Source organism: Nakamurella flava, from assembly GCF_005298075.1.
GTDB lineage: Bacteria > Actinomycetota > Actinomycetes > Mycobacteriales > Nakamurellaceae > Nakamurella > Nakamurella flava.
The window spans coordinates 765,421-777,144 of record NZ_SZZH01000001.1 but is presented as its reverse complement, the minus strand read 5'-3'; the positions used below and the strand labels follow the sequence as shown (position 1 = coordinate 777,144).

At 71.9% G+C, this 11,724-nt stretch carries 11 protein-coding genes and 1 tRNA gene; 9 read left to right on the top strand and 3 right to left on the bottom strand.

The window, feature by feature from the left end; genetic code table 11:
• Positions 1-11 precede the first annotated feature (11 nt).
• The gene (locus FDO65_RS03495) at positions 12-1,190 is read right to left on the bottom strand and encodes an FAD-dependent oxidoreductase (protein ID WP_137448057.1); all 1,179 of its coding nucleotides are present in this window, start codon (positions 1,188-1,190) and stop codon (positions 12-14) included.
• 94 nt (positions 1,191-1,284) lie between these two features.
• On the opposite strand from FDO65_RS03495, the gene FDO65_RS03490 reads away from it, so the two are divergent.
• The 4 genes from FDO65_RS03490 to FDO65_RS03475 are packed head-to-tail and all read left to right on the top strand — an operon-like array spanning position 1,285 to position 4,249.
• Positions 1,285-1,932 carry a TetR/AcrR family transcriptional regulator gene (locus FDO65_RS03490; protein WP_137448056.1) on the top strand — a complete coding sequence of 216 codons (648 nt, stop codon included), beginning with the start codon at positions 1,285-1,287 and terminating at the stop codon, positions 1,930-1,932.
• A gap of 38 nt (positions 1,933-1,970) precedes the next feature.
• Positions 1,971-3,509, top strand: a complete 1,539-nt coding sequence (gene mftG, locus FDO65_RS03485) for a mycofactocin dehydrogenase MftG (protein ID WP_137448055.1) — start codon at positions 1,971-1,973, stop codon at positions 3,507-3,509.
• 57 nt (positions 3,510-3,566) lie between these two features.
• Complete coding sequence (locus tag FDO65_RS03480; protein WP_137448054.1) at positions 3,567-3,971, top strand: VOC family protein; 405 nt, start codon at positions 3,567-3,569, stop codon at positions 3,969-3,971.
• Complete coding sequence (locus FDO65_RS03475; RefSeq protein ID WP_137448053.1) at positions 3,968-4,249, top strand: winged helix-turn-helix transcriptional regulator; 282 nt, start codon at positions 3,968-3,970, stop codon at positions 4,247-4,249. The genes FDO65_RS03480 and FDO65_RS03475 overlap by 4 nt, the downstream gene beginning before the upstream one ends.
• Before the next feature lie 12 nt (positions 4,250-4,261).
• Here FDO65_RS03475 and FDO65_RS03470 read toward each other — a convergent pair whose 3' ends face one another.
• Positions 4,262-4,726, bottom strand: a complete 465-nt coding sequence (locus FDO65_RS03470; RefSeq protein ID WP_205849755.1) for a MarR family winged helix-turn-helix transcriptional regulator — start codon at positions 4,724-4,726, stop codon at positions 4,262-4,264.
• Between the two features lie 112 nt (positions 4,727-4,838).
• Between FDO65_RS03470 and FDO65_RS03465 the strand changes: the two genes are divergently transcribed.
• Positions 4,839-6,689, top strand: coding sequence for an ABC transporter ATP-binding protein (locus FDO65_RS03465; RefSeq protein WP_276606804.1), 1,851 nt, complete (start codon positions 4,839-4,841; stop codon positions 6,687-6,689).
• A gap of 4 nt (positions 6,690-6,693) precedes the next feature.
• On the opposite strand, the gene selD is transcribed toward FDO65_RS03465, so the two are convergent.
• Positions 6,694-7,698, bottom strand: coding sequence for a selenide, water dikinase SelD (gene selD / locus FDO65_RS03460; protein WP_137448052.1), 1,005 nt, complete (start codon positions 7,696-7,698; stop codon positions 6,694-6,696).
• Between the two features lie 61 nt (positions 7,699-7,759).
• Here selD and FDO65_RS03455 point away from each other — a divergent pair.
• From FDO65_RS03455 to FDO65_RS03440, 4 genes are all read left to right on the top strand, one after another.
• Positions 7,760-7,855, top strand: a tRNA-Sec gene (locus FDO65_RS03455).
• Between the two features lie 32 nt (positions 7,856-7,887).
• On the top strand, positions 7,888-9,219 hold the full coding sequence (gene selA, locus FDO65_RS03450) for an L-seryl-tRNA(Sec) selenium transferase (RefSeq protein WP_137448051.1): 1,332 nt from the start codon (positions 7,888-7,890) through the stop codon (positions 9,217-9,219).
• 7 nt (positions 9,220-9,226) lie between these two features.
• Complete coding sequence (selB, locus tag FDO65_RS03445) at positions 9,227-11,065, top strand: selenocysteine-specific translation elongation factor (RefSeq protein WP_137448050.1); 1,839 nt, start codon at positions 9,227-9,229, stop codon at positions 11,063-11,065.
• A gap of 10 nt (positions 11,066-11,075) precedes the next feature.
• A complete protein-coding gene (locus FDO65_RS03440; RefSeq protein WP_137448049.1) occupies positions 11,076-11,699 on the top strand; it encodes a DUF1707 SHOCT-like domain-containing protein in 624 nt (207 codons plus the stop codon).
• Positions 11,700-11,724 lie beyond the last annotated feature (25 nt).

Here is an 11,724-nt window from a genome sequence, read left to right as displayed (position 1 = left end):
CGCGGTCAGTCCTACCGTCTTCCCGCCGACACCGCCTGCGGACTGACGTCGCCCGGCTCCCGTCCGCCGGGCTGCCGGCCGTCATCGAGGAGGAAATCGGCGTGCCCGTCCAGGGCTGTGGCCATTGCGGCGGACCGGGGCAGCATCGTGGCCTCGTAGGCGGCGATGGCCTCGGCAACGGTGGCCGTCCGGACCAGGGCCAGCGCGAGATCGCACCCGTCCAGCAGGGCGAGATTGACCCCCACCCCGGCCGGCGGCATCAGGTGGGCGGCGTCGCCGACCAGCGTGACCGACGTCGACCGCGGCCAGCTGTGTGGAGCCGGCAGGACGAACAGCGGCCGATCGACGTACGCGCCGTCGTTGGCAGTGATGAACCGCAGCACCTCGGGCGACCAACCGTCGAAGTCGCGGAGCAGCTGGGCGCGGATGCCGTCGGTGTCCCCGGGGCGCAGACCGTGGCGCGCCATCCAGTCGAGTGGTCGGCGGCGGATGATGTAGACCCGGAGGTGACCCCCGCTGTTGCGTTGCGCGAACAACGCCCCGTCGGCGTCACCGACCATCGCGCTCCCCTGGCCGACCAGGTCCGCGATCTCGGGGTGCCGGCGATCGACGTCGTCGTACCAGGCCTCCAGGAAGTCGACCCCCGAATAGACCGGGACGGCGTCGGACACGGCCGGGCGAACACGGGAATTGCCGCCGTCGGCTCCGACGACAAGATCGGCCTCGATGGCGGTTTCATCGTCGAGAAGGACGGTCGCGGAGCCGTTCTGGTGGTCGACCACGGTCTGGACGGCACGACCCCACTGGACGGTCCCGGGTTCCAGGGAGTGCAGCAGCAGCCCCCGCAACTGCCCCCGGTCGATCTCCGGCGCGGAGGTCTCACCCGGCTCGGGCAGCCGCCGCACGAGCAGTTCACCGTCGGGGGCGAGTTGTCGCATCTCCTGCCCCTCGAGACGGGCGAGGGCGAAGAAGTCGTCGAGCAGGCCGGCCTCGCGCAATGCCAGCTGACCGTCGTCCGGATGCAGGTCCAGCGTTCCGCCCTGGTTGCGTGCGGACTCGTCGCGGTCACGCTCGAGGACGGTCACCGTAATGCCGTGCCGCTGCAGGATGCGTGCGCAGACCAGACCTCCCGGGCCGGCGCCGACGATCACGATGCGGGCCGGGTTGCTGCCGACAGTGGTGGGGCTCATGCGGGGGACCTCCAGGTTGATGGCCGCTAAAGTCAGAATGGTTCTGATTTTAGAGAGAGTACAAGAAGGAGTGCCGGTGCCCTAGGGTCGAGGCATGTCAGATCCGTCGAGCGCCGATCGAGCCGACCGCCCGATCGGGCGGCGCGAGCGAAAGAAGGCAGTCACCAAGGCCGCGATCGCCGACGCCGCGGTACAGCTGTTCACCGAACGCGGTTACGACGCGGTGAGCGTCCGGGACGTCGCCGAGCGGGCCGACGTCGCCGTGGCCACCCTGTTCGCCCACTTCCCCGGCAAGGAGTCGTTGGTCTTCGACGAGGACGAGACCGTCATCCTTTCGCTGACCCGCGCTGTCGAGGGGCGGCCGGAGGGGGTCGACGTTCTGGAAGCCCTGCGGGACTGGTTCCTGACCTCACGCGCAGCCACGACCCGACGGGACGACGACGTGGAATTCACCCGCTTCCGCAACCTGGTCGAGCAGACCCCGGCCCTTTACGCGGTCTGGCAGCGGACCTGGCGGGGACACCGGGGTCGACTGGCGGGGTCGATCAGCCGGTCGTCGCCACTGAACGTCGAGACCGCAAATCTGGTCGCCACTCTCGTCATCGAGGGCTACCTCCTCGCCGCCGAGCAGGAACAACCGCACCGGATGCTGGACATCCTCTTCCGCACACTGCAATCCGGGCTGCCGGACGGGCGAAGCGGCACCGGCGCCGCCGACGACTCGATCATCACGGTGCGGTAGGCCTGCTCGTCACCACCGGACGGGGCAGACTGCGCGGCATGAGGTACGACGTCATCGTCGTCGGAGCCGGCGCGTCAGGCGCTCCGTTGGCGGTCCGGCTGTCCGAGGACTCCCGGCGAACCGTGCTGCTGCTCGAGGCCGGGCCGACCCCCACCACGACGGCGGGTTTCCCCGCCGACCTGCTCGATGCCTCCCGACTGACCGGCGCGATCCCGGACCACACCCATAACTGGGCGTTCGCCGGTCACCTCACTCCCACCGTCTCCACCACGGTGGCCCGGGGCCGCATCCTCGGCGGCTCGACGACGCTCAACGGGACCTACTTCATCCGCGGTCGGCGCCGGGACTTCGACGCCTACGCCGCCGCCGGCAATCCCGCGTGGTCGTACGAGGCGGTGCTGCCGTTTTTCCGGCGCCTGGAGACCGACCTCGACCTCGGCGAGACGCCCCTGCACGGCGGCACCGGTCCGGTGCCCGTCGGACGGGTGCCCGATCGGGACCATACGGCGGTGACGGCGGCGTTCGTCGCGGCCTGTCGGGAACTGGGCCACCCCTGGGAGCCCGACAAGAACGGCGAGCAGTCCCCCGGAGTCGGGCCGCTCCCGATGAACGCCGTCGACGGCATCCGGATGAACACCGGTCTGACCTACGTCATACCGGCACTGGGTCGACCCAACCTCACCGTCCGCGGAGACGTCGTGGTCAGGCGGCTCGCACTGACCGGCGCGGCCGTGACCGGCGTCGAGGTGCAGCACGCCGGCGCGGTCCGGATGATCGAAGCCCCGGAGGTCGTGCTCGCCGCCGGGGCGTTCATGTCCCCGCACCTGCTCATGCTGTCCGGCATCGGCCCCCGGGCCGATCTGGAGCGGGTCGGCATCCCGCCGATGGTGGACCTCCCAGGCGTAGGACGAAACCTCACCGATCACCCGCAAATCCGCCTGGACGTCTCGCTCCGGCCGACGGCACCCGCGGCGGGACGCGACTTCCTGCAGTGCGTCCTGCACTGCGGTGAGGCGGGGGCCGACGAGGCCGATCTGGAGATCCTGCCGTTCCTCCGGCCCCTGCCCGACATCATGGGCGTGCCGAGGGAGGGCACCACCGCCGATCTGACGCTGTTCCTGGCCCTGCAACGGCCGCACTCCCGAGGCGCGGTCACCACCGTCTCCCCGGATCCCACCGCTGCGCCGCGGATCGACTACCACTACCTGGAGCATGCGTCGGATCGCCGGAGGCTGCGCGATGCGGTGCGGACTGCCGTGCGGTTGCTGCGCACCGAGGCCATGCGGCCACTCGTCCAAGGCATCGGGATCGACGACGAGATCCTGCACCACCGTGGGTGTCTCGACGACTGGATCGCCGCCCACCTGGCCACCGCCATCCACGGCGGCGGCACCTGCCGGATGGGGCCGGACCCGGCGGACGGCGCCGTCGTCGACCAGAACGGGCGGGTGCACGGGGTCACGGGCCTGCGGGTGGCCGATACCTCGATCCTGCCGTTCACGCCCTCCCGCGGTCCGGCGGCGACCGCGGTGATGATCGGAGAGCGGATCGCCGCGCTGATGACCGGGTCCGGATGACCGACGAAAACCCGTAGCGGTCTTGACGCGTCACTTGCTTTTTGCAAGTGTCATGTCATGAGCCTCTTCATCACCTGCCCCGTCGCCGATGTCGAGCGTGCGACCGCGTTCTACACGGCCCTCGGGTGGACCCTCAACACGGAGATGTCCGATCACAACGTGTCCTGCTTCGCCATCGCTCCCGACCAGTACGTGATGCTCGGGAGTCACCAGATGTACGCCAGCGTCGGCGGATCGGAGGACCTGGTGGGCGGCCCCGACACGCCGTCGAAGGTCACCGTCTCCTTCGACCTGGACAGCCCCGAGGCGGTCGACGCCATCGTGGAGCGGGCCGGGGCGGCCGGCGGACGGATCGGAGACACCGACGACTACCCCTTCATGTATCAGCGCCAGTTCGACGACCCGGACGGCTACCACTACTCGCCGTTCTGGATGAAGGCGGACACCGCGCCGACCGCATGAACGACCTGGCCGCGGCACTGGAAGTCGTCGGAGCGCGGTGGGCGCTGCTCATCGTGGGCCGGTTGCTCGACGGCCCCCAGCGGTACGGCGATCTGCACCGCGACCTCGGGGTGCCGACCAACATCCTGGCCACGCGGCTGCGGGAACTGGAGGCGGCCGGCGTGCTGACCCGCCTGCCGCTGAAGCACAACACGCGCGCCTACGCCCTCACTGATCGCGGACTGGCCCTGCGTGCAGCCATCCAGGCGCTGGAGCACTGGGGCCGTTCACCGTCCTGACGACAGACCCGTTCAGCGCTCCGACCCCGCCGGCTCCTCGTCGGACACCGCCACCACACGATGCAGCAGGGCCGCCAGCTGCGTCCGTTCGCCCGGGTCGAGGACGCCGAAGACGACCTCGGCGGTGGCCGCCCGCGCCTGGGTCATCTCCCGCAGGATGCTCGTCCCCTGCTCGCTGAGACTGACCAGCACCGAACGCCGGTTGGCCGGGTCGACCGTCCGCTCGACCAGTCCGGCGGATTCCAACGCTTCGACGAGCCCGGTCGCGGACCGTGGGACCACGTCGAGACGGGCGGCAATCTCCCCCATCCGAATCGGAGCCTCGGCCCGGGCGACAACCCGGAGCGCCCGACTCTGGGCCGGCGTCATCTGCAGCGGCGCCAACCCGGCCGAGGCCGACCGACGGATCCGATGGGCGATCTGCATGACCCGTTCCGCCAGCTCTGCCGCACTGACCTCCGTCGGCCCGTCGACCACGCCATCCTCCTTCGGACCAGGTAATCCATATCATGAGGGTTCCTCATTGTGAGCTCACCTCACTATGAGGCATACTCAGGACATGCGAAAACCCTAGACGAAAGGAGCGCCTGTGACGACCCCAGTGCGCCATTCCCCCCGATCACCCCGGTCCCCCCGCCTCGCCGCTCCCATCGGCCGGTCCCGGCGACCCGGCGACATCAGCCGCATCCTGGCCCTGTTCTCCGAGCACCGGGGGCGACTGATGGTGGTGGCCGCCCTCATCGTCGCCTCTGCGCTGATCTCGGTGGCCTCCCCGTTCCTGCTCCGCGAGATCCTCGACGTCTCGCTGCCGAGCCGCGACACCGCCCTCACCGCGCTGCTGACCGCCGGCCTGATCGCCATCGCGATCGGCACCACCGTGCTCGACGTCATCCAGTCCCGCCAGTCCACCCTGGTCGGTCAGTCCGTCATGCATCGCCTGCGCACCGCGGTGTACGGCCACCTGCAACGACTCTCGCTCGGCTTCTACACGCGCACGCGCACCGGCGAGATCCAGTCGCGCATCGCCGGTGACATCGTGGCGATGCAGGCGACGGTGACCAGCACGGTGACCACGGTCGTCTCCTCCGGCACCACCGTCATCGCCACCCTGGTCGCCATGCTCGCCCTGGACTGGAAACTGACCCTCGTCTCGCTGGTCCTGGTGCCCGTCTTCGTGCTCATCTCCCGCCGTGTCGGCGGGATGCGCCGGCAGATCGCGACCGTCCGACAGGAACGAATGGCCGACCTGTCCAGCCAGGTCTCGGAATCGCTGTCGGTGTCCGGCATCCTGCTCACCAAGACCATGGGACGCGGTGCGACCCTGCGCGACCGGTTCACCGAGACGTCCGGCGAGCTGGCCGATCTCGAGGTGCGAGCGGCGACCACGGGACGCTGGCGGCAGTCCAGCATCAGCATGATCGTCGCCGTGCTGCCGGCCGTCATCTACCTGGCGGCCGCGTTCACCGTCGCCGGCAGCACCGGACCGGTGTCCATCGGCACCCTCGTCGCCTTCACCACCCTGCAGGCCCAGCTCTTCCGCCCGATGATCTCGCTGTTGCGCGCCGGGGTGGACCTGCAGACGTCGATGGCGATGTTCCGGCGGGTCTTCGACTATCTCGACCTCCCCGTCGAGATCGACGAACCCACCTCGCCGTCCCCCCTGCCGCACGGCCCCGGACAACTCCGCTTCGACGGTGTCACCTTCTCCTATCCCGGCACCGACGCGACGACCCTTGCCGACATCGACCTGACCGTCCCGGCCGGACAGCATGTCGCCGTGGTCGGTTCAACCGGCTCGGGCAAGACGACGCTGGGCTACCTGGCCGCCCGCCTTTACGACCCGACCGGCGGGACGGTGACCCTGGACGGCATCGACCTGCGCGAGCTGCGGTTGGCCGACCTGGCCTCGGTGGTGGGCGTCGTCTCGCAGGAGGCTTATCTGCTGCACGCGTCCATTGCCGACAACCTGCGATTCGCGCGGCCGGACGCCAGCGACGCCAATCTCGTCGCGGCCGCAAGGGCTGCGCAGATCCACGATCTCATCGTCGCGCTGCCGCAGGGCTATCAGACCGTGGTCGGCGAACGGGGCTACCGGTTCTCCGGTGGCGAGAAGCAGCGGCTGGCCATCGCCCGGATGATCCTGCGCAACCCGCCGATCCTCGTCCTCGACGAGGCGACCAGCGCCCTGGACACGCGGACCGAGGCCGCGGTGACGGCCGCGCTCGACGGTCTCACCCAGGGACGCACCACACTGACCATCGCCCACCGTCTTTCCACGGTCCGCGAGGCTGACGTCATCGTCGTGCTGGATTGTGGGCGGATCGTCGAGACCGGCACGCACGACGAGCTGATGGCTCGTCATGGGCGCTACGCCGCCCTGGTCCACCGTGATCTGGTCGGCGCCGATTCGGTCTCCGAACCGGCCGGCGTCGCCGCCTGATCGGTCAGACCACCCGGACACCCGACCCGGCGACGGTATGCCCGATCACCGGATGGCCGGGCAGTTCACCGACGACCAGCAGTCCCCCGGAGGTCTGCGCGTCGGCCAGCAAGATCAGGTCGTCCTCGCTGACGTCGGCGCCACTGGTCAGCTGCGGTCGCACCCAGTCGAGGTTGCGCCGAGATCCCCCGGGTACGAAGCCCTGTCGCAGCGAAGCCCGGGCCGCCTCGAGCACCGGGACCGCCGACCGCTCCACGACCGCGCCGACGCCGGACGCCCGCACCATCTTGTACAGGTGACCCAGGAGCCCGAACCCGGTGACGTCCGTCGCCGCCGTGACGCCGGCGGCCAGGGCCGCCTGCGAGGCCTCCCGGTTCAGCGTCGTCATGAGATCGACGGCCTCGGGGAAGGTCTCCCCCGTCTGCTTGTGCCGGTTGTTCAGGATGCCGACGCCCAGCGGCTTGGTCAGCGTGAGGGGCAGACCCGCCGTGGCGGCGTCGTTGCGCAGCAGACGGTGCGGATCGGCGATCCCCGTGACGGCGAGACCGTAGACGGGCTCGGGGGTGTCGATGGTGTGGCCACCGATGAGCGGGCACCCGGCGACACCGGCCACGGCCTGTCCGCCGCGCAGCACCTCGGTGAGCAGTTCCATCGGCAGCACGCCCCGCGGCCAGCCGACCAGGTTGATCGCGACGATGGGCCGACCCCCCATCGCGTAGACGTCGGACAGCGCGTTGGCCGCGGCGATGCGGCCCCAGTCGTAGGCGTCGTCGACCACCGGGGTGAAGAAGTCGGCGGTCGACACCACCGCGGCGCCCGCATCCGGGCCCAGGCGCACGACCGCCGCGTCGTCCCCGGTGTCCAGGCCGACCAGCACCTCGTCCGACGTGGGGCCGATCAGATCGCGGACCGCGTCCTCCAGTTCGCCGGCCGGGATCTTGCAGGCGCACCCCCCACCGTGCGCGTACCCGGTCAGTCGCCGGCCGTCCGGTCCCGTCGTGGTGTCCATGGGCCCAGGCTATGACTGCGGACCCGCGGGCGCGGCGGGTCGGCTACCGTGGCCGGGGCGCGGAGGCGTCCGGGTTCCTGGTGGTCCCCACGGTCTTCAACACCGATGAGGTCGAGTATCTCGGCCTGGCGGGTTCGATTCCCGTCCGCCTCCGCCACTTCCGGGCCCCGGACGTCGCAGAATGACCGGGTGACCGAGCAGCCCGCCGACCCCGACCCGCGCCGGCGCATCCCGCGGACCGACGGACTGCTCGCCCGGCCCGAGGTGATCGCTCAGCGCGAACGGCTCGGCGACGTCGTCGTCCGCTCCGTCGTGCGGAACGTCCAGGACCGGGCCCGGCGCGGCGAACTGGCCCCGGAGGACGTCACGACACAGGTGGCCGCAGACCTCGACGCAGCCGCCGCCGCGAGACCGACCGGTCCGACCGCGGTCCTGAACGCCACCGGGGTGATCGTGCACACCAACCTCGGTCGCGCTCCCTTGTCCGCGGCCGCGGTGCAGGCCGTGGTCGACGCCGCCGGCTACACCGATGTCGAGCTCGACCTGACGTCCGGCACCCGCTCCCGGCGTGGCGCGGGCACCCGTTCGGCGCTGCTGGCCGCCTGCCCCGCGGCGGCGGACGCGCTGGTCGTCAACAACGGCGCGGCGGCCCTGGTGCTGGCCACCACCGCCCTGGCCGCTGGCCGCGACGTGGTCGTCAGCCGCGGTGAGCTCGTCGAGATCGGCGCCGGGTTCCGGCTTTTCGACCTCATCGCCAGTGCCGGTGCGCGGTTGCGCGAAGTCGGCAGCACCAACCGCACCCACCTGCGGGACTACGCCGACGCCATCGGCCCGGACACCGGATGCCTGCTCAAGGTGCATCCGAGCAACTTCCGGATTGCCGGGTTCACCGCAGCCGTCGACGTTCCCGATCTGGCCGCCCTCGCCCGCGAACACGATGTGCCCCTCGTCGTCGACATCGGCAGTGGCCAACTGCGGGCCGATCCGCTGCTGCCCGACGAGCCGGACGCCACACGGGCACTCCTGGACGGGGCCGATCTGGTCACCGCCAGCGGGGACAAGCTGCTGGGCGGACCGCAGGCCGGGATCGTGCTCGGCCGGAGGGACCTGGTGGACCGCCTGGCCCGCCACCCGCTGGCCCGAGCCGTCCGCGCCGACAAGCTGGCGCTCGCCGCGTTGGCGGCCACCCTGGACGGAACACCACCGCCGGTCACCCAGGCGCTGCACGCCGACCCCGATGCCCTGCGCGAGCGGACCGAGCGGATGGCCCGGGCCGTGGGCGGGACGGTCGTGCCCCACGACGGCCGGGTCGGCGGGGGCGGCGCGCCCGGCGTCCCTCTCCCGGGCTGGGCGGTGCGCCTGCCCGAAGACGTCGCCGCCCGGCTGCGGACCGGGACGCCCGCCGTCCTGCCCCGCGTCCACGACGGAGCCTGCCTGCTCGATCTGCGCTGCGTCCCGGAAGCGGACGACGGACGGTTGACGACGGCCGTCCGCCGGGCGCTGCGCCCGGGCCAGGACTGAGGACCGGGTGTTCGTCGTCGCCACCGCCGGTCACGTCGACCACGGCAAGAGCACACTGGTCCGGGCCCTGACCGGGATGGAACCCGACCGCTGGGCCGAGGAACGCCGCCGCGGGCTGACCATCGACCTCGGCTTTGCCTGGACGACCCTGCCGTCCGGGCGGCCGGTGGCCTTCGTCGACGTCCCCGGCCACGAGAGGTTTCTCGGCAACATGCTGGCCGGCCTCGGGCCCACACCGGTGGTGTGTTTCGTGGTCGCCGCCGACGAGGGCTGGCGGGCGCAGTCGGACGACCACCGGGACGCCGTCGCCGCGCTCGGCATCGGGCACGGCCTGATCGCGATCACCCGCGCCGACCGCGCGGCCGACGGTGGCGCCCGGGCCCTCGCCCAGGCCAGGGAGGCCCTCGCCACCACCGGGTTGGCCGGCGCCCCGGCGGTGCACCTGGCGCTGCCGGGACCACCGGACTCCGCCCGCGGGCTCGACCTCGTGCGACAGGCGCTGGACGACGTCCTCGACGGGGTTCCCGAGCCACCGGCGGGCGGGCGGGTCCGCCTGTGGATCGACCGGTCCTTCCCCGTCACCGGGGCGGGCACCGTGGTGACCGGCACCCTCGCGGCCGGCACCCTGCGGCGCGGCGACCGGATGGAACTCTGGACGGCCGACGGCGCCCGGGACGTCACCGTGCGCGGCCTGCAAACCCGCGGCGGTCCGCAACCGGAGATCGCCCCGGTCAACCGTGTCGGGGTCAACGTCCGGGGCGCCGCCGCGAACCAGGTGGGCCGGGGCGACACGCTCCTCACCCCGGAGGCCTGGCCGATCACCACCACGGTCGACGTCCGCCGGGTCACCGGACCGGCCCTGACCGACGTTCCGGCCACCCTGACCGTGCACGTCGGCACGGCCGCCCGGCCGGCCCGACTGCGACCGTTCGACGACGACCACGGCCGGCTGGTACTGGACCGGCCGCTACCCCTGACCCTCGGTGACCGGATGGTCCTGCGGGAGCCGTCCCGCGGCATCGTCGGCGGGGTGCGGATTCTCGACGCCGACCCGCCGGCCCTGCGACGCCGGGGTGACGGGACCCGACGAGCGGCGGCGCTGCGCACCCTTCCCGTCGCCGGCGACCCGGCGTTCGAGGTACGCCGTCGGGGGGCCGTCCGACCGGCAGAGCTGCTCCGACTCGGCATACTCGACGCCGAGACCGCCGAGCCGCCCGACGGTGTCGTCGCGAGCGCCGGCTGGTGGGTCGACGCGGCCACCCACGCGACCTGGTCCCGGCGACTCATCGACCGCGTGACCACCGTGCTCGCCGCCGACCCGCTGTCGGCCGGGCTCCCCGAGGGCGCGGCCGTCGACCTGCTCGGTCTGCCCAATCCAGCGCTGCTGCCTGGACTGGTCGTGGCCAGCGGATTGCAGCGGTCGGGCGGCCAGCTGCGGACCCGCGAACCCGTCGGCCTGGGCCCGACGGAACAGGCGATCGCCGCGCTCGAGACCCGGCTCGGGATCAGCCCTTTCGCCGCGCCGGAGGCCGATGACCTGGCGGCGCTCGGCCTGGGCGTCCGCGAACTGGCCGCGGCCGAACGCATCGGACGGCTGCTGCGCCTGCCCGACGGGGTCGTTCTGCTGCCCAACGCGCCGGCGCGGGCCATGCGGCTGCTGGCCGCACTCCCCCAGCCCTTCACGACGAGCGCCGCACGGACCGCCCTGGACACCACCCGGCGGGTGGTGATCCCACTCTTGGAGCATCTCGACACCCGGGGCTGGACCCGACGGGTCGATACCGGCCACCGCATGGTGGTGGGGGCCGGACGGGGATCCCCGCCGAGATCGGGGGACGCTCGGTAGCATCGGACCGATGACCGGATCGGAGAGAAACCCCGACCCCCTCGACCCTGCCGCTGCCATCCGCGTCGGGACCGCCGACCGCGAACGGGCGGTCGCCCTGCTCCACGACGCGGTCGGCGCCGGCTACCTCGATCTGCAGGAATTCGAGGAACGGTCTACCCGCGCCTACGCGGCCCGGACCCGGGGCGAGCTGCGCCCCGTCCTGGACGACCTACCCACCGCCGACCGACTCTTCCCGGTCACCGCGCACCCCGGCGGACCGCCGGCCGCTGCCGGAGGCGCCCTGGTGACCACGCCGTCGGAAACCATCGACATCGACTGGACCAACGTCCGCCGGCGGGGGGTCTGGTCCATCCCGGCCGTGCTGGCCGTCGTCGGCTCGATGGGGTCCGCCGACCTCGACTTCAGCCACTCGCCCTTCCCGACCGGAGGCTGCGTCGTCGACGTGTCGGCCTCCTGGAGCACCGTGAAGGTGACGGTCGACGGCGCGACCGTCATCCGGACCACCGACTGGCAGGGCGGATCGATGTCCACCCTGAAGGACAAGGCCGGGCCGCCGACGGCACCGGGCGGCGGCACGCTCGACATTCGCGGCCGGACGAGCTGGACGACCATCGTGCTACGCCGCAACTAGTTCGCCGACCGATGCGGCGAACGCC

Excerpts from the sequence above, each read along its gene's own strand:
- FDO65_RS03490 (WP_137448056.1), top strand. The coding sequence starts at position 1,285 with ATGTCAGATCCGTCGAGCGCCGATCGAGCCGACCGCCCGATCGGGCGG.
- mftG (WP_137448055.1), top strand. The coding sequence starts at position 1,971 with ATGAGGTACGACGTCATCGTCGTCGGAGCCGGCGCGTCAGGCGCTCCG.
- FDO65_RS03440 (WP_137448049.1), top strand. The coding sequence starts at position 11,076 with ATGACCGGATCGGAGAGAAACCCCGACCCCCTCGACCCTGCCGCTGCC.
- FDO65_RS03495 (WP_137448057.1), bottom strand. The coding sequence starts at position 1,190 with ATGAGCCCCACCACTGTCGGCAGCAACCCGGCCCGCATCGTGATCGTC.
- selD (WP_137448052.1), bottom strand. The coding sequence starts at position 7,698 with ATGGACACCACGACGGGACCGGACGGCCGGCGACTGACCGGGTACGCG.
- FDO65_RS03475 (WP_137448053.1), top strand. The coding sequence starts at position 3,968 with ATGAACGACCTGGCCGCGGCACTGGAAGTCGTCGGAGCGCGGTGGGCG.
- FDO65_RS03480 (WP_137448054.1), top strand. The coding sequence starts at position 3,567 with ATGAGCCTCTTCATCACCTGCCCCGTCGCCGATGTCGAGCGTGCGACC.